General features: G+C 66.4%; 14 protein-coding genes. 10 read left to right on the top strand and 4 right to left on the bottom strand.

Annotation, left to right across the window (positions count from 1 at the left end; all coding sequences use genetic code 11):
- Positions 1-64: 64 nt before the first annotated feature.
- The 6 genes from mihF (at position 65) to ASF98_RS15090 (ending at position 6,190) form a co-directional block, all read left to right on the top strand.
- Entirely contained in the window at positions 65-415 is a 351-nt protein-coding gene (mihF, locus tag ASF98_RS15115; protein ID WP_055803235.1) for an integration host factor, actinobacterial type, read from the top strand.
- Positions 412-984 carry a guanylate kinase gene (gene gmk, locus ASF98_RS15110; RefSeq protein WP_028269129.1) on the top strand — a complete coding sequence of 191 codons (573 nt, stop codon included), beginning with the start codon at positions 412-414 and terminating at the stop codon, positions 982-984. Before mihF ends, gmk begins: the two co-directional genes overlap by 4 nt.
- A gap of 39 nt (positions 985-1,023) precedes the next feature.
- Entirely contained in the window at positions 1,024-1,284 is a 261-nt protein-coding gene (gene rpoZ / locus ASF98_RS15105) for a DNA-directed RNA polymerase subunit omega (protein WP_011692102.1), read from the top strand.
- 40 nt (positions 1,285-1,324) lie between these two features.
- On the top strand, positions 1,325-2,560 hold the full coding sequence (gene coaBC, locus ASF98_RS15100; protein WP_055803232.1) for a bifunctional phosphopantothenoylcysteine decarboxylase/phosphopantothenate--cysteine ligase CoaBC: 1,236 nt from the start codon (positions 1,325-1,327) through the stop codon (positions 2,558-2,560).
- A gap of 80 nt (positions 2,561-2,640) precedes the next feature.
- Positions 2,641-3,876 (top strand): methionine adenosyltransferase, encoded by a 1,236-nt coding sequence (gene metK, locus ASF98_RS15095; protein WP_028269131.1) that lies wholly within the window; start codon positions 2,641-2,643, stop codon positions 3,874-3,876.
- Between the two features lie 160 nt (positions 3,877-4,036).
- Positions 4,037-6,190: a hypothetical protein gene (locus ASF98_RS15090; protein ID WP_055803230.1), complete on the top strand. Its 2,154-nt coding sequence runs from the start codon at positions 4,037-4,039 to the stop codon at positions 6,188-6,190.
- 84 nt (positions 6,191-6,274) lie between these two features.
- Here the strand turns inward: ASF98_RS15090 and ASF98_RS15085 are convergent, their stop codons facing one another.
- From ASF98_RS15085 to ASF98_RS15070, 4 genes are all read right to left on the bottom strand, one after another.
- On the bottom strand, positions 6,275-7,351 hold the full coding sequence (locus ASF98_RS15085) for a glycosyltransferase family 4 protein (protein WP_055803227.1): 1,077 nt from the start codon (positions 7,349-7,351) through the stop codon (positions 6,275-6,277).
- On the bottom strand, positions 7,348-8,277 hold the full coding sequence (locus ASF98_RS15080; RefSeq protein WP_055803225.1) for an alpha/beta fold hydrolase: 930 nt from the start codon (positions 8,275-8,277) through the stop codon (positions 7,348-7,350). Before ASF98_RS15080 ends, ASF98_RS15085 begins: the two co-directional genes overlap by 4 nt.
- 11 nt (positions 8,278-8,288) lie before the next feature.
- Positions 8,289-9,164 carry an aldo/keto reductase gene (locus ASF98_RS15075; RefSeq protein ID WP_028269135.1) on the bottom strand — a complete coding sequence of 292 codons (876 nt, stop codon included), beginning with the start codon at positions 9,162-9,164 and terminating at the stop codon, positions 8,289-8,291.
- Between the two features lie 69 nt (positions 9,165-9,233).
- Positions 9,234-10,196 (bottom strand): sugar-binding transcriptional regulator, encoded by a 963-nt coding sequence (locus tag ASF98_RS15070; RefSeq protein WP_028269136.1) that lies wholly within the window; start codon positions 10,194-10,196, stop codon positions 9,234-9,236.
- Between the two features lie 122 nt (positions 10,197-10,318).
- Here ASF98_RS15070 and ASF98_RS15065 point away from each other — a divergent pair, with 122 nt between their 5' ends.
- The 4 genes from ASF98_RS15065 to leuS all read left to right on the top strand — a co-directional run bounded on the left by ASF98_RS15065 (position 10,319) and on the right by leuS (position 17,547).
- Positions 10,319-12,109, top strand: coding sequence for a glycerol-3-phosphate dehydrogenase/oxidase (locus ASF98_RS15065; RefSeq protein ID WP_055803222.1), 1,791 nt, complete (start codon positions 10,319-10,321; stop codon positions 12,107-12,109).
- Positions 12,110-12,271: 162 nt separating this feature from the next.
- Positions 12,272-13,021 (top strand): MIP/aquaporin family protein, encoded by a 750-nt coding sequence (locus tag ASF98_RS15060; RefSeq protein ID WP_028269138.1) that lies wholly within the window; start codon positions 12,272-12,274, stop codon positions 13,019-13,021.
- A 61-nt stretch (positions 13,022-13,082) separates the two neighbouring features.
- Positions 13,083-14,597 (top strand): glycerol kinase GlpK, encoded by a 1,515-nt coding sequence (gene glpK, locus ASF98_RS15055; protein ID WP_055803219.1) that lies wholly within the window; start codon positions 13,083-13,085, stop codon positions 14,595-14,597.
- Between the two features lie 418 nt (positions 14,598-15,015).
- Positions 15,016-17,547 (top strand): leucine--tRNA ligase, encoded by a 2,532-nt coding sequence (leuS, locus tag ASF98_RS15050; protein WP_055803216.1) that lies wholly within the window; start codon positions 15,016-15,018, stop codon positions 17,545-17,547.
- Positions 17,548-17,613 lie beyond the last annotated feature (66 nt).

Genomic DNA, 17,613 nt, shown 5'->3' with positions numbered 1-17,613 from the left:
GTAGGTTCGGAGGACTCCCGGGACCTTTGCCTTGGATCCGACCGACGATATCGGGGTGACTTGAGTGAGCCTGCGGCCCCTGACAGACCAGGAACGCGCGGAAGCGCTGGGTAAGGCGGCGGCCGCCCGGGCGGCCCGGGCGGAAGCCAAGGAACAGCTAAAGCTCGGAACGCTCACGGTGGCTGAACTCCTCGCCTCCGGGGACGGTGATTCCGCCATCGCGCGGATGAAGGTTTCCGAGATGCTGGAGGCGTTCCCCGGTGTGGGCCGGGTCACGGCCGCTGCCATCATGGACGAGCTGGGCATTGCCGTATCCCGCAGGCTGCGGGGGCTCGGCATTCACCAGCGCCGGGCGCTGGTAGATTTTATGAACGAGAATCACGTCCATCCGAATAACGCCCAAAGGAATATGTGAGCAAGAAACCGGGACTGACAGTCCTCGCCGGCCCGACGGCTGTTGGTAAAGGCACCGTGTCCACCTACATCCGGGACAACTATCCCGAAGTCTGGCTTTCCGTCTCGGCCACCACCCGGGCTCCGCGCCCGGGGGAGCAGGACGGCGTTCACTACTTTTTCAAGTCGGCCGAGGAATTCGACGCCCTGGTGGCCGACGGCGAACTGCTCGAATGGGCCGTGGTCCACGGCCGCAACCGGTACGGCACGCTTCGCAGCACCGTGGACGCGGCCATCGCCGATGGCCGTTCGGTGCTGCTGGAGATTGATCTGCAGGGCGCGCGCCAGGTCAAGCAGGCCGTCCCGGAAGCCCAATTCGTGTTCCTCGCCCCGCCTACCTGGGAGGAAATGGTCCGCCGCCTGGTGGGCCGCGGCACGGAATCAGCCGAGGAACAGCAGCAGAGACTGGAAACCGCTAAACTAGAACTTGCCGCTGAGCCGGAGTTCGATCACACCGTCATCAATGATGACGTTCGACGCGCAGCGGACGAGCTTGTTTCACTCATGGGGCTGACCCCGCACCCGCACTAGCCGCAGGGTCGGATCGGCCCGTTAGAATTTGGAGAATTCGTGTCCACGAACCTTGAAGGCATCATCAACCCGCCGATCGACGAGCTGCTGAAGGCAGCTGATTCCAAGTACGGCCTGGTGATCTTCGGTGCCAAGCGTGCACGTCAGATCAACGCATACTACGCCCAGCTGCACGAGGGCCTGTTCGAATACGTTGGCCCGCTGGTCGACACCAAGCTGAACGAGAAGTCGCTGTCCATCGCCCTGCGCGAAATCAACGAAGGCAAGCTCGTTTCCACGCCGATCGAACCCGCAGAGTAGATCTCCTTACACAAAAAGACTGCCTGTTGACGGAGGTCACGTGCGCATAGTCCTCGGAGTCGGGGGAGGGATTGCCGCCTACAAGGTGGCATCGCTCCTCCGGCTTTTTACTGAAGCCGGACACAACGTCACGGTGATCCCCACGGAGGCGGCCAACCGCTTTGTTGGCGTGGCCACCTGGGAAGCCCTGTCCGGGAACCCGGTCAGCAACAGCGTCTTCGACGACGTTCCGTCGGTCAACCATGTACGCCTGGGTCATGAGGCGGACCTCATCGTGGTGGCCCCGGCCACGGCGGACCTCCTGGCGCGTGCCGCCGGCGGCCATGCCAACGACCTCCTCACCAACACTCTCCTGATGGCCAGCGGCCCGGTGCTGATGGCCCCTGCCATGCACACCGAAATGTGGCTGCACGCTGCCACCCAGGCCAATGTGGAAAAGCTGCGCAGCCGGGGCGTAACGGTCCTTGAACCCGCCAGCGGCCGGCTCACCGGCTCCGACTCAGGCCCCGGCCGGCTGCCGGAGCCCGACGCCATCTTTGCCGCCGCGCTGGCCCTGATGCAGGGCAACGCCGTTCCCGGGCAGCTGCCGCTTGCCGGGCGCACCGTCACCATCAGCGCGGGCGGCACACGGGAACCGCTGGACCCGGTACGGTTCCTCGGCAACCGCTCGTCCGGAAAACAGGGAGTGGCACTTGCCGTGGCAGCCCGCGACGCGGGCGCGAGCGTCCGGCTGCTGGCCGCCCACATGGACGTACCGGCTCCCGCCGGCGTCGAAGTGGTCCGGGTCGAAACTGCGCTGCAGCTCCGGGAAGCGGCGCTGCGCGCGGCAGCCGATTCCGACGTCGTCATCATGGCTGCCGCCGTGGCGGACTTCCGGCCCGCCGAGGTGTCGGACACCAAGATCAAGAAGCGGGATGACACCGCCGATCCAGTGATCAACCTGCTCCGCAACCCGGACATCCTGCACGAACTCGTGGAGGTCCGCGCGGCGGGCAGGCCCGGTCAGCTGATTGTGGGTTTTGCCGCGGAAACCGGCGACGCCGAGGGGGACGTGCTGGACCACGCCGAGGCCAAACTACGGAAGAAGGGTTGCGACCTGCTGGTGGTCAACCACGTGGGCGAGGGCCTGGTGTTCGGCCAGGACAACAACTCCGTGGTCATCCTTTCCCGCACCGGCTCCGAACCACAATCGGCATCCGGCTCGAAGGACGAAGTTGCGGCGGCCGTCATTGACCGCATCAGCTCCGAGTTGAGCCGCGTATTCCCACGAGCTTGAACGGCCGGCGTGTGCAAGGCCTCCTTAGCAGGGGGACACATGCCGAGGCCTGACCGATTCCCAACCAGTAAGGTAGTTGAGTGACTTTACCGCTGCACATTCCCGCATCCCATGGCGCGACGCCGCCATCCCTTCGTCTCTTCACGTCGGAGTCCGTGACTGAAGGCCATCCGGACAAGATTTGCGACCAGATCAGCGATGCGATCCTGGATGCCCTGCTGGCGAAGGACCCTGAGTCCCGCGTGGCAGTGGAGACGCTGGCCACCACCGGACTGGTGCACGTAGCGGGCGAAGTCACCACAGACGCCTACGTGGAGATCCCGCAGATCGTGCGGGAGACCATCCTGGGGATCGGCTACGACTCCTCGGCCAACGGGTTTGACGGTGCACGCTGCGGCGTCTCCGTCTCCATCGGCCAGCAGTCCAACGACATTGCCGGCGGCGTGTTCAACTCCCTGGAAGCCCGCGAAGGCCGCCAGGAAGACGACTACGACCTCCAAGGCGCCGGCGACCAGGGCCTCATGTTCGGCTACGCCAGCGACGAGACGCCGTCCTACATGCCCGTGCCGATCTGGATTGCGCACCGCCTCTCAGAGCGCCTCACCGAAGTGCGCAAGAACGGTGAGCTTCCCTACCTCCGCCCGGACGGCAAGACCCAGGCCACGATCGGCTACGACCGCGACCGGCCGGTCTCCGTCGAAACCATCGTGATCTCCAGCCAGCACGCGGAGGGCGCCAGCCTCGAGCAGCTGCGCGCCGACCTTGCCACGCATGTGATTGACCCGGTGCTGGCGGCAGCCAACCTGGACATCTCGCGTACCCGCAACATCCTCAACCCCGCCGGAGCGTTCGTGATCGGCGGCCCCGTGGGCGACGCCGGCCTGACCGGCCGCAAGATCATCGTGGACACCTACGGCGGCATGGCGCGCCACGGCGGCGGTGCCTTCTCCGGCAAGGATCCGTCCAAGGTTGACCGCTCCGCGGCCTACGCGATGCGCTGGGTGGCCAAGAACGTGGTCGCTGCCGGACTTGCCAAGCGGGCCGAGATCCAGATTGCCTACGCCATCGGCCAGGCACGGCCCGTGGGCACGTATGTCGAGACCTTTGGCACGGAAACGGTGGATCCCGAGCGCATCAGCGCGGCTATTTCGGAAATCTTCGACCTCCGCCCGCGTGCGATCATCGATGCGCTGGACCTCAAGCGGCCCATCTACGCAAAGACTGCTGCGCACGGACACTTCGGCCGCGACGATCCCGACTTCACCTGGGAACGCCTTGACCGCGTGGATGACCTCAAGGCTTTCTTCAACGCCTGAGGGCCGCCACCGGAGTCAATGTCGGTGCCGTGTGTTTGGCTGTAGCAGGGCCCCCGTTCGGGCGGCCCTGCTACTGTGCTTTCCGGCTGGTGGAGCATTGCTCCACCGCGCCGGACCCATGACCACCACAACTGGCAGATGCTGAACGGAGACTGGTCCCATCGCTTCCTTTCCCGGTGAGGCAGCCGCCGCCGAAGAACCCCTCCAGCTGTCGCTCCTCCAGGGGTTCCCGGCCGCCCGGACGCAGTCTTCCGGCGGTCCTCCGCTCGCGGCGTCGCTGCCCGTAGCCAGAGTGCTCATCGAATCCTCACTGCCGCATCTGGACCGGCCCTTCGACTACAGCGTGCCGGCCTCGGTCGACGACGCCGCGCAGCCGGGTGTGCGGGTCAAGGTCAAATTCAACGGCCAGGAGCTCAGCGGCTACATCCTTGACAGGGTGGCTGATTCCGACGCCGGGCACGTGCTCGTACCGCTCCATAAAGTCGTGTCTGCCGTGCAGGTCCTCACGCCGGAAATGGCCGCGCTGGCCGGCACTGTGGCAGCCCGCTACGCCGGAACCGTCAGCGACGTCCTGCGCGTGGCCATCCCGCCGCGGGTTGCCAAGCTTGAGAAGGAGCTGGCCACCGAGGGAAAGCTCTCCGCAAGCCCTCAAATGACGGAAGCCGCTGCGGACGCGGAGCCGGAGGCGTCCCGCATTCCACACCCACCCGGGAACTGGTCCCGCTACGTCAACGGGACCGCCTTCCTCCGGCACCTCGCTGCGGGCGAGTCGCCGCGCGCGGTGCTAAGCGCGCTCCAGGGTTTCGGCCCTGCCGGCTGGCCCGAGCTCATTGCCGAAGCCGTGGCGGCCGTCCGTGCCGCGGGCCGTGGCGCGGTGGTGGTGGTTCCGGACCAACGCGACCTGGACCGCGTCGAGGCCGCCCTGGCGCGGCTGCTTCCCCGGGAAGACATCGCCCGGCTCACTGCCGACGACGGGCGGACGCCCCGCTACCGCAGCTACCTGCGGGTGTTGACCGGGAACGCGGGCGTCGCGGTCGGCACCCGCTCGGCGGCCTATGCCCCCGTGCACAACCTTGGCCTGGTGGTGTGCTGGGACGACGGCGACGACCTCCACATCGAGCAGCGGTCGCCCTACGCCCACACCAGGGAGGTCCTGCTCCTGCGCGCGGAGCAGGAGGGCGCAGCGTGCCTGCTGGCGGCGCACACCCGCAGCACCGAACTGCAGCGCCTGGTGGACGCAGGCTGGGCCCGGACCGTGGAAGCCGCCCGCCCGGAGGTCCGGAGGACTGTACCGCGTGTCCTGAACACCGCGGACAGCTTTGAACAGGAACGCGACCCCCTCGCCCGGATCGCCAGGCTGCCGGGGGCGGCCTGGCGCGCCGCCAAGGAAGGCCTGGAACGCGGCCCCGTCCTGGTGCAGGTGGCCCGCGCCGGCTATGCGCCCTCGCTGGTCTGCGACTCCTGCCGGGAACCTGCCCGGTGCACGGCCTGCAGCGGGCCCCTGGCTATTGCCGGCGCCGCCGGATCGTCCGCCGTACCGCAGTGCCGCTGGTGTTCAGCGCCGGCGCCGGCCTGGCGCTGCAGCCACTGCACCAGCCCCAGGCTCCGCCGCTCCGCCACCGGTGTGCTGCGGACCGCGGAGGAGCTGGGCCGGGCGTTCCCGGGCAAACCCGTCATCACGTCGTCAGGCGACCACGTCAAAGCCACCGTCCCGGACACAAAAGCCCTCGTAGTGGCCACCGTGGGAGCGGAACCTGTGGCGGCTGGCGGCTATGCCGCCGCACTGCTGCTGGATGGGGACTCCTTGCTGCGCCGGGAAAACCTCCGCGCAGGGGAGGACGCCGTGCGGCGCTGGTTCAACGCCGCGGCGCTCGTCAAGCCTGCCGCTGAGGGGGGCCTCGTGGTGATCACCGCGGACGACGCCGCCGGGGTGGGCGCGCTGCTTCGCTGGGACGCCAGCGGGTATGCGCAGCGCGAATTGTCATTACGGCAGGAGCTCCAGCTGCCCCCGGCGGTGCGGGTTGCCTCGGTGACCGGCGGCCGGACCGCCGTCGGGCACTTCACCGAGGCCATTGAGCAGAGCCTGGCCCGGCAGGGCATTACCCTGCGCATGGCTGGTCCGGCGCCCGTGGTGCTGTCGAATGCACGGGCAGCCAGGCAGGAGTCCGGCGAGGACGTCCGGACGCTGCTGTTCATTCCCTATGCACAGGCGGCGGAAGCAACGCGTGCGATGCGGGCCGTCAAGGCCGCGGCGGCGGCACGGCGCAGCGACGATCCCGTCCAGCTCCGGCTTGACGGCGTGGACGTGCTCTAGCTGATGTGCTCCAGCCGACGTGCCCTGGTTGTGTGCCCCGGCTGACGGCGAACTGCGGCTGAGGAGCTTCCGCAGGGGCCGGCCTCAGCGCCTGCTGATCCGGGCGGCCTCTTCGGCCAGGTCCACGAGTTGCCGGGCGGAGTGGTCCCAGCTGAATTCCGCAGCCCGTTCCACGGAACGGCGTGACAGTGCCTTCCACACCTCCGCCTGTTCCAGCCGCCGCACCGCTTCGGCGAACTCGGACGGGGAATCAGGGTGGACGTACGTCACGGCGTCCTGCCCCACTTCGCGGAAGATCGGGATGTCACTGGCGATGACGGGCGTGCCGTGGGACATGGCCTCCACGAGCGGCAGTCCGTAGCCTTCCGCGCGTGAGAGGCTGATCAGGGCAGTGGTCCGGGTCAGCAGGGCCTCGTACTCGGCATCCGTCACGCCGTTATGGAAGACGACTTCCGCTCCCGGCGGCACCAGGGCCTCGAGTTCCGCCCGGCGCTGCGGCGTGATGCGGCTGAGGAGATGGAGCGTCATGCCGGGCAGTTCGGCCATTCCCCGCACCATGGTGTCCACGTTTTTGTACGGCATGAACGAACCCATGTAGAGCAGGGTGGGGTCCGCGCCGGCACCGGGGTCGCGGGGCGTGTGGCCGTGCTGCGGAGCGTTGCCCACAATCCGGACCGGCCGCTTCGTCAGGCGGTATTTGGCGATCAGGGCCTCGGTGGTGCGGCTGATGGTGGCCACCACATCCGCCCGGTTCAGGAGCAGCCGCTGCGGCCAGAACGCCTTGTGGTAAAGGCGCCACAGCACTCGGACCGGGGCAGGCAGGAAGCCTGGCGGAGCGGGGTGCTCGTAGTAGATGAGGTCGTGGAGGGTCAGGACCAGGCCGTACTTCCGGCCCAACGTCCCCATCGTCTGCATCGGGCACACCACCACGTCGGCGCCAAGCTTGTTGACCTTGGCGGCAACGAAGAGCTCCGCGGGGGAGAGCGGGCTGTTGATCATCGTGTAGGGCACGTCCGGGAGCAGGGCCAGCTGCCGGGGATCGCTGACGAGCATCGAGACGTCGGCGATCTTGGCCGTGGCGGCGATCAGGCTGGCCCCGTACCTGCTGATTCCGTCGTGGTGGTCCAGGCGGGTGAAGCGGGCATCGATAATTATTTTCACGCGGGATGGTCCTTCAGGAAGCGTCTGATGTAGCCGGCGGCCGGTGCGGGTGTCTCATAGTGGATAAGGTGCCCCACACCCGGAATGACCTCGAGGGTGCCGTCCGGCAGGAGGGCCTTCAGCTTGTGCTGGTCCGGGAGCATCGCAATCTCATCCTTTTCCCCGGCAACCAGCAGCACCGGAAGGGCCAGGTCCGCAGCAACTTCGGAGACGTTGCTGCCCACGGACGCCTTGAAGGACTCAAGCAGGCTGTCCCGGTTGGCAAAGGCCGAGAAGTACGCGCTGTGCTGGCCGTGGATAAAGCGACGGAGCTGCTTGTCCCTGGTCTTTGCCATGGCGACGCTCATGACCCTGACAATGAGCCTGCTGCGTAGCAGGTACAGGCCCAGGGGGCGGGGGAGCCTGGCAGAGGCCTCGTAGTAGAAGACTGCCAGTTTGGTCATGACGCCCTTGGGCCCCTCCAGTGCCGGCGCGGCAATGGGATTGATGAGGATGAGCGGGAACACGGCGCCGGGGTTGGCCGCCACGAAATGGCTGGCAATGATGGATCCGAAGGAGTGTCCCAGCAGCACCGTTTCCGGACCCAGGCCCATGGCGGTCATGAAGTCGCGGATGAACTGCCCGTACCGCGCGACGCTGTGCTCACCATCGGTGAACGCACCGGAGCTGCCGAAACCGGGCAGGTCGGGCATGATCAACCGCATGTCGGGGAGCTGGTCCGCAACCCGGAGCAGGCCGTGGTGGTCCCCGCGGAATCCGTGGATCACCAGGATCGTCCTGGTCTCCGCTGTGAAGGTAACCGGCTCGTACACCCAGTAGTCCACAGTGCAGCCATCCAGGTCCACGCTGGCGGCCCGCGTCCTGTCGTCCAGTGCGCCGCTGAAAAGGTGCAGGGCCTGTGCCGGTCCTGTGTCCACTTGTTCCATGGTGTCGAATCCTAGTTGACGTTGTCCGGGTGGGAGCCTGTGCGCTGGTTGCGTTCCAGGGCGGCAAGGGCGGCCATGTCCGAGGCGTCCAGGGTAAAGCCGAAGACATCAAGGTTTTCCCGGATCCGGGTGTAGGAGCTGGCTTTAGGAATGACCACGTTGCCCAGCTGCACGTGCCACCTCAGGACGATCTGGGCCGCGGTCCGGCGGTGCGCCGCTGCCAGCTCCACAACCACTGGATCCTCGAGCACCTGCCCCCGGCCCAGCGGGCTCCAGGCCTCCGTGCGGATGCCAAGCCGGTCATGCAGGCCCCGGAGTTCGTCCTGCTGCAGCCAGGGATGAAGTTCCACCTGGTTTACGGCGGGGACCACTTCGGCCGTCTCGAGCAGGCGCTCCAGGTGGGCAGGCTGGAAGTTGGAAACTCCGATGGCCCGGATCCTGCCCTCGCGGTACAGGGTTTCCATGGCCCGGTAACTTTCGGTGAAGAGTCCGCGGCGGGCGCAAGGCCAATGGATGAGGTAGAGGTCGATGTATTCCAGGCCGAGGTTGGACATCGAGGTCTGGAAGGCCCGCATCGTTGCGTCGTAGCCGTGGTCGTCATTCCACACCTTCGTGGTGACGAAGAGGTCCTCCCGGGAGAGCGACGGCGCCGCCTCGCCGGAGCCGCCGCCGGCTCCGCTGCCGCCGAAGCCGGAGAGGGCGCCGATGGCCTTGCCCACCCCGGTTTCATTTCCGTACATGGACGCAGTGTCGAAGTGCCGGTAGCCGGCTTCGAGGGCCATGGTCACCAGGCCGGCAGCGTCCGCCGGGGGAACCTTGTAGAGCCCGAAGCCCAGCTGGTCGATCAGCACACCGTTGTTGAGGCTTAGCCGGGGCGAGGTTTTCATAGCACTGACTCTACCGACTCCCCGCGGCAGGCTCCCCGGGACAGGCCGTGAAGCCTGCCGCTGCCGGCGTCACGACAACCCGTCGAAACTCACCAGGCGCCGCGCCATGGCTTCATCGAGGATCAGGTCGGTGGCGAGCCCGGCAGCGAGCGCGCCGCGCAGTCCGTTGATCTTCGAGGCTCCTGATACGACGCAGATCCGCCGCCGGACCTGCCGCAGCTGTGCCAGCGCCGGGCCGGTGGACCGTTCGTTGAGCGTGATGCCGTCGGAGGAACCGTCGCCGCGGAAGAACACGGTGGCAACGTCACCCACCACGTCCGAGCTGGCCAGAATGTTCAGGTCGTTCTCGTCGAGGTAGCCGCCGGCATAGACGTGGCTCGGGTAGTCGGCGTCCACTGATCCCACACCGAAAATGGCAATGCTCATGCGTGACTGCAAATCCAGGATGCGCTGGACGCTGCGCTCATTCCACATGGCGGTCTTCGTGGCGGCGTGGTCAAAAAACGCCGGAACGGGAAACTGTTCAACACGCGCCCCGTAGGCGCTGCCGAACCTGCGCATGATGTCGCTGGCGTAGGTAATGCCGGTGGTCTGCATGTTGCCCGCGCCGTTGAGCTGGACGATCACGCTGTCGTGGGTGATCTTGCGGGTCAGGTGGCGGCTGACCGCGCTGAGGGTGGATCCCCACGCGACGCCGATGATCGCGTTTGAGTCGACCAGCGGACCGATGGTCCGTGCAGCCTGCATGGCCACCCTGTCAAGTGTCTCCGCCTCATTCAGGGTGTCCACCACCGGAACGACGTGCACATCGACGCGGTATTGGGCGCGGATCATGTTCTCCAGTTCGGGTCCCGTGTCGAGCGGATTGCGGATCTGGATCTGCACCAGGCCGGTTTCCCGGGCAGTCGATAAAAGCCGGGAAACCGTGGATCTCGAGGTCCGGAGCTCCCTGGCTATGGCGTCCATCGTGAGGTCCTGGAGGTAATACAGTTGTGCAGCCCTGAGGGCTTCTGAGTGGCGTGAACGCGGCATTGGGCTTCCGTTCTGCACGTTTGTGCATAGTGCTTGACTCCATTTTCCATTAGTCCAAACAATAGTGGTGAACGGCGCCGCGCTGAGGCGTGCCGCACAGAACCAAACCCAAAGGAGCAGATTTGGGAACCAACGATTCATCCGGCCATCCGTCTTCCAGCCGCCAGCGGTCCTCAGTGCAGAGCCTGCGAAAGCGGCCCCGCGCGCAGGTCCTGATCATCGGCGGCGGAATCAACGGAGTGGGCACGTTCCGCGATCTGGCACTACAGGGCGTCGATGTTGCGCTCGTCGAACGCGGAGACTACTGCCAGGGGGCCAGCGGTGCATCGTCGCACATGATCCACGGCGGAATCCGGTACCTCGAAAACGGTGAGTTCCGCCTGGTCCAGGAGTCCGTTGTAGAACGCAACAGGCTGCTGCGCATTGCCCCCCACTACGTCAAGCCGCTCCAGACCACCATTCCCATCTTCAGCACCTTCTCCGGCGTGCTGTCCGCGCCGCTGCGGTTCCTGACCCACAAGCAGCAGGGCAAGCCGAAAGAACGCGGCGCCTTCCTGATCAAGCTCGGCCTGAGCATGTACGACTTCTTCTCACGCGACGGCGGCACAGTTCCGCGCCACCAGTTCCGCGGCCGGAAGCGCGCCCTGGCGGAACTGCCGCGGCTGCACCCCGGAATCAAGTACGCGGCCACCTATTTCGATGCCTCGGTCCACAACCCCGAGCGGCTCACCCTGGACGTGCTCCAGGACGGCGAAAAGGCCGGCGCCGCGGGTCCGAGTGACGCCCGGGCCAGCAACTACCTTTCGCTCGTGTCCATGGGCGGGGCGGCCGGAAATTCGTCCGGTTCCACGGGCGGCAGCACTGTCCAGCTGCGCGATGAACTCACCGGCGAAGTCTTCGACTTCACGGCGGACGTGATCGTCAACACCACGGGGGCCTGGGTCGACCTGACCAACCAGGCCATGGGTGCTGCCTCCTCCTTCATGGGCGGAACAAAGGGTTCGCACATCGTGCTGGACCACCCCGGGCTGCTCGAGGCCTGCAACGGCCGCGAAATCTTCTTTGAACACACGGACGGCCGGATCGTGCTGATTTACCCGATGGGCGACCGCGTGCTGGTGGGCACCACCGACGTCGATGCGGACATGGCAGAGGATGCCGTCTGCACCGACGCCGAGATCGACTACTTCTTCGACCTGATCGGCCATGTCTTCCCGGACGTCCCGGTGAGCCGGGACCAGATCGTGTACACCTTCGCCGGTGTCCGCCCGCTGCCCCGGCACGACGCCACCCAGCCCGGCTTCGTCAGCCGGGACTACCGGATCGAGCGCGGCGGACAGCATACGTCGGCCGGCGGCGCCGTCGTGCTCAGCCTGGTGGGCGGCAAATGGACCACGTTCCGGGCCCTGGCAGAACACCTGACAAATGACGTGCTCAAGGAACTGGGACTGGAACGGAAAGTCTCGACGGCGAAACTCGCCATCGGCGGCGGCGCCGGCTTCCCGGACACAGCGTCCGGCATCGAACAGTGGATCAAGGCACACATGTCCGCCGGCCGCGACGCTGACCGGATCTCCGGATTGCTGACCCGCTACGGCACCCGCGCCGAAGAAGTCCTGCGCTACCTCGACGCCGGACCGGACCGGCTCCTGCACTCCACCCGCGAACTCAGTGTCCGCGAACTCGAGTTCATGGCCCGCAACGAACAGGTGGGGCACGTCATCGACGTGCTGATCCGGCGCACGTCGCTGGCCTTCCGCGGGCTGGTGACCGGCGAACTGCTCAACGAGGTCGCAGAGGTCCTTGCCGTTCCGCTGGGCTGGGACGCCGCCGCCCGGGCAGCCGAAATCCACTACGCCCAGGAGGTGCTTGAACGCTTCCACGGCGTCCAGGTCCACAGCCTGGTCGCCTAGATAGTTTGCGTGCCCGGGGAGGGAGTGCCCGGGCGCAAGGGCTGCGCGGTTCCGCTGGAGGAACAGCCGGCGCAGCAGCCGGCCGGCAACGCAACAACGTTGCCGGCCCAACAGCCCTTCAAACTCGCGAAGGGCTGACAACAGAAAATAGAGGAGTCAAAGATGTCTCTTGGAATTGTTTTCCTTTCCGAAGTATTCGGAACCGCAATGCTGACCCTGCTGGGTTGCGGCGTTGTGGCAAACGTCGCGCTCAAAGGCACCAAGGGCAACAACGGCGGATTCCTGATGGTCACATGGGGCTGGGGCATTGCAGTCTTCTGCGGTGTTTTCGTGGCTGCCAAGTCCGGCGCACACCTGAATCCCGCCGTCACTTTCGGCCTGCTGCTCAACGGCAAGGCGGAGTATGCTCCCGGCGTCAGCGTCGACTTCGCATCCACACTGACCTACTTCGGCGGTGAATTCCTGGGCGCGTTCCTGGGTGCAGTGGTCATGTGGCTGGCCCACAAGCAGCACTTCGACGCCGAACCGGAACCCGCCAGCAAGCTCGCCGTGTTCTCCACGGGCCCTGCCATCCGCTCCACCCCGTGGAACCTGATCACCGAGATCATCGGCACCTTTGTCCTCGTCTTCGTCATCCTGACCCTCGGCGGGACCCCTTCCGGCCTTGGCCCGCTGGCCGTGGCCCTGCTGGTTGTCGGTATCGGTGTGTCCCTCGGCGGTCCCACCGGCTACGCCATCAACCCCGCCCGCGACCTCGGTCCCCGCATCGCCCACGCACTGCTGCCCATCAAGGGCAAGGGCTCCAGCGACTGGAGCTACTCCTGGATCCCGGTAGTGGGCCCGCTGGTAGGCGGCGGACTCGCCGGCGCCGTCGCAGCAGTAGTGCCGATCATCGCCTCGGCAGCTTCCTGATCCCCGTCCCGCGTTCCAACATCCCCACCAAGCCCTTCAGACAACAGACAAGGACGTCAACATGAACCAGTACGTAATCGCCATCGACCAGGGCACCACCAGCACCCGCGCCATCGTCTTCGACCACAGCGGCAGCATCGTCTCCTCGGGCCAGATGGAACACGAGCAGATCTTCCCGCAGGCAGGCTGGGTGGAACACGACCCCGCCGAAATCTGGAACAACACCCGCGAGGTCATCGCCTCCGCCCTGTCCAAGGCGAACCTGACCCGGCACGATATCGCCGCCGTCGGCATTACCAACCAGCGCGAAACGGCCGTTGTCTGGGACAAGACGACGGGCGAGGCCGTGTACAACGCGATCGTCTGGCAGGACACCCGGACCCAGGACATCGTGGACGAGCTGGCCAAGGATGGCGGCCCGGAGCGTTTCAAGCAGAAGGTGGGGCTGCCGCTGGCAACGTACTTCTCCGGCACCAAGATCAAGTGGATCCTGGACAACGTGGAGGGCGCCCGCGCCAAGGCCGAAGCCGGCGACCTGGTCTTCGGCAACACGGACTGCTGGGTCCTGTGGAACCTCACGGGCGGAGTGGACGGCGGCGTGCACGTCACCGACGTCACCAACGCCTCCCGGACCATGTTCATGGACCTTGACACGCTGTCCTGGGACCAGGAGATCCTGGATGCCTTCGGCGTTCCGGCCTCCATGATGCCTGCCATCAAGTCATCCTCCGAGGTCTACGGCACGGTCCACACTTCACAGCTCCTCCGTGAAACGCCGGTTGCCGGCATCCTTGGCGACCAGCAGGCGGCCACCTTCGGCCAGGCGGCGTTTGAGGCCGGCGAGGCCAAGAACACGTACGGCACCGGCTGCTTCCTGATCTTCAACACCGGGGAGGAAATCGTCCACTCCAAGAACGGCCTGCTGACCACTGTGGGCTACAAGCTGGGGGACGCTGCTCCGCACTATGCGCTGGAAGGCTCCATCGCCGTCACCGGATCCCTCATCCAGTGGCTGCGGGACAACCTCGGGTTGATCAGCAGTGCCCCGGAAGTGGAAACGCTCGCCGCCTCGGTCAAGGACAACGGCGGCGTGTACATCGTTCCGGCGTTCTCGGGACTGTTCGCGCCGTACTGGCGGTCCGATGCCCGCGGCGCCATCGTGGGCCTGACCCGTTTCGTCAACAGGAACCACATTGCCCGTGCGGCGCTGGAGGCCACCGCCTTCCAGACCCGTGAGGTGCTCGACGCCGTCAACGCGGACTCCGGTGTTCCGCTGACGGAGTTGAAGGTCGACGGCGGCATGGTCGCCAACGACGCCCTGATGCAGTTCCAGGCGGACATCCTGGGCGTTCCGGTGATCCGGCCGAAGGTCGTGGAAACCACCGCCCTCGGTGCCGCCTACGCCGCCGGCCTGGCCGTCGGCTTCTGGAAGGACCTGGGGGAGTGCTCGGCCAACTGGTCCGAGGACAAGCGCTGGGAACCGCAGATGGACGAAGGGGAGCGGGACCGCCAGATGCGCCTCTGGAAGAAGGCCGTGACGAAGTCCATGGACTGGGTCGACGAGGACGTGAAGTAGACCCGGCGAGCCTTTGCCTTCGCTGTTAAGGGGGCCCCGCCCGTCCCCTGCTGCTCCCGACGCTCGCAAGCTCGCGTCGGGGCCCTCGCAGCAGTGGGCCCATCGCGGACGCCCGAAGCCGCTCCCGGGCCCCCTTAACAGCTCGGCATGTCCGAGCCGGTCGATTCAGCCGCTCGTGGCGACTTACGTTTAGGTGATGGTGGAGGTGCGCTAAAGTAGTTCTATGCGTGCGATCCTTCTGCTTAGCTAGCCGCGCGGTATCCCGACCAAGTACGGATTGCCGAGCGGCCGCCCCTCCATGTCGAGGGGCTTTTGTGTGTCTGGGGCTATCTCCCGGCCGCAAGCAGGGGATCAGGGGCCGGGGCGGACAGGACGCCAGGGCCGTACGAAAAGCGGTACAGAACAGAAGAGGGCAGCAGTGAGCGTTCAGCCGGAGACAGAGACCGGAACAGCAGCAGTCGCGACCGAAGGTCCCGAGGAGGGCACCTACAGCTTTGCCGCGATGGAGGCCAAATGGCCCCAGGTGTGGGAAGACCTCAAGGTGTTCACGCCCGTCGATGACGGTTCCCGGGAGCGCCGCTATGTCCTCGACATGTTCCCTTACCCGTCGGGTGACCTGCACATGGGCCACGCTGAAGCGTTTGCCATGGGCGACGTCGTGGCGCGGTACCTGCGCCAGAAGGGCTTTGACGTCCTGCACCCGATCGGCTGGGACTCCTTCGGCCTGCCCGCGGAAAACGCAGCCATCAAGCGCAACGCGCACCCCAGCGAGTGGACGTACGCCAACATCGACACCCAGGCGGCGTCTTTCAAGCGCTACGCGATCTCCGCTGACTGGTCGCGCCGCCTGCACACCTCGGACCCGGGGTACTACCGCTGGACCCAGTGGCTGTTCAAGCGCTTCTATGAGCGCGGCCTGGCCTACCGGAAGGACTCCCCGGTCAACTGGTGCCCCAAGGACCAGACCGTGCTGGCAAACGAACAGGTGGTCAACGGCGCCTGCGAACGCTGCGGCACCGCCGTGACCAAGAAGTCCCTTAACCAGTGGTACTTCAAGATCACCGAATATGCCGACCGCCTGCTGGACGATATGGACGAGCTGCGCGGCCACTGGCCCGAGCGCGTCCTGGCCATGCAGAAGAACTGGATCGGGCGCTCCGAAGGTGCGCACGTCAACTTCGTGATCGAAGCCGACGGCGGCAAGCCGGCCAAGGACGTCACCGTCTTCACCACCCGCCCGGACACCCTGTACGGAGCCACGTTCTTCGTGGTCGCTGCAGATGCGCCGCTGGCAGTGGAACTGGTCACGGACGAGCACGCCGCAGCCCTGGACGCCTACCGCGAACAGGTCAAGGCACTGTCCGAAATCGAGCGGCAGTCCACCGAACGGGAAAAGACGGGCGTCTTCACCGGCCGTTACGCCGTCAACCCCCTGAACGGCGAAAAACTGCCGGTGTGGGCAGCGGACTATGTCCTGGCTGACTACGGCACGGGCGCCATCATGGCTGTCCCCGCCCACGACCAGCGCGACCTGGACTTCGCCAAGACCTTCGACCTGCCCGTCCGCGCCGTGCTGGACACGGGAGAAGACGACCCCGCAGTCACCGGGACGGCGACAGCGGGGGAGGGAACCCTGATCAACTCGGGTGTTCTCGACGGCCTGCCCAAGGCGGAGGCCATCCCCGCCGCGATCGACATCCTGGAGAAGCAGGGCACCGGCGAAAAGTTCGTCAACTTCCGGCTGCGCGACTGGCTGCTCAGCCGCCAGCGCTTCTGGGGCACGCCCATCCCGATCATCCACTGCCCCGCCTGCGGCGAGGTTCCTGTTCCCGACGAACAGCTGCCCGTCACCCTGCCGGCCGACCTGCGCGGCGAAGACCTGTCCCCGAAGGGCACGTCCCCGCTGGCGGCCGCCGAAGCCTGGGTCAACGTTGAGTGCCCCAACTGCCACGGCCCTGCCAAGCGCGACACCGACACCATGGACACGTTCGTCGACTCGTCCTGGTACTTCCTGCGGTTCGTTTCCCCGCAGTACACCGAGGGTCCCTTCGACCCGGAGAAGATCAACGACTGGATGCCGGTGGGGCAGTACGTGGGCGGAGTGGAGCACGCCATCCTGCACCTGCTGTACGCACGGTTCTTCACCAAGGTCATCCACGACCTCGGGATGATCGACGCCGACGAGCCGTTCAGCGCACTGCTCAACCAGGGCCAGGTCCTCAACGGGGGCAAGGCCATGAGCAAGTCCCTGGGCAACGGTGTTGACCTCGGTGAGCAGCTGGACAAGTACGGCGTGGACGCCGTGCGTCTCACCATGATCTTCGCCTCCCCGCCGGAGGACGACGTCGACTGGGCGGACGTGTCGCCGTCGGGCTCCGCGAAGTTCCTGGCCCGGGCCTGGCGCTTGGCGCAGGACGTCACCAGCACGCCCGGAACGGATGCCGCCCAGGGAGACCGTGCGCTGCGCTCCGTCACGCACCGCACCATCGCCGACGCCGCCGCGCTGCTGGACAGCAACAAGTTCAACGTTGTGGTGGCCAAGCTGATGGAGCTGGTCAACGCGACCCGCAAGACGATAGATGCAGCTGCCGGCGCGGGCGGCGCGGATCCTGCGGTCCGCGAAGCAGCGGAAGCCGTAGCGGTCATCCTGAGCCTCTTTGCGCCCTACACGGCCGAGGACATGTGGAACGTGCTGGGGCATCCCGCCTCGGTGGCGAACGCCGGCTGGCCATCGCACGACGAAGCCCTCCTGGTGCAGGACACTGTCACCGCGGTGGTCCAGGTCCAGGGCAAGGTCCGCGACCGCCTGGAGGTCTCCCCGGAGATCGGCGAGGACGAGCTGCGTGAACTGGCCCTCGCATCGGAAAATGTCCAGCGCGCCCTCGACGGGCGGGGTATCCGCACGGTCATCGTGCGAGCCCCTAAACTGGTCAACATCGTCCCGGCTTAGCCGGGGCACCGGCCGCCGGCAATGCCGGCGGCCGGTCATCACGTTTGGCCGGAATAGCAGGGGGAC

The sequence above is a fragment of the Arthrobacter sp. Leaf337 genome, assembly GCF_001423745.1.
In the GTDB taxonomy this organism is placed as follows: domain Bacteria; phylum Actinomycetota; class Actinomycetes; order Actinomycetales; family Micrococcaceae; genus Arthrobacter.
The sequence above is the reverse complement of the archived record's forward strand: the minus strand, read 5'-3'. Positions and strand labels throughout refer to the sequence as shown.

Bases quoted from the DNA above. Each gene is read 5' to 3' on its own strand.
- ASF98_RS15080 (WP_055803225.1), bottom strand. From the start codon at position 8,277: ATGGAACAAGTGGACACAGGACCGGCACAGGCCCTGCACCTTTTCAGC.
- ASF98_RS15075 (WP_028269135.1), bottom strand. From the start codon at position 9,164: ATGAAAACCTCGCCCCGGCTAAGCCTCAACAACGGTGTGCTGATCGAC.
- ASF98_RS15070 (WP_028269136.1), bottom strand. From the start codon at position 10,196: ATGCCGCGTTCACGCCACTCAGAAGCCCTCAGGGCTGCACAACTGTAT.
- ASF98_RS15060 (WP_028269138.1), top strand. From the start codon at position 12,272: ATGTCTCTTGGAATTGTTTTCCTTTCCGAAGTATTCGGAACCGCAATG.
- glpK (WP_055803219.1), top strand. From the start codon at position 13,083: ATGAACCAGTACGTAATCGCCATCGACCAGGGCACCACCAGCACCCGC.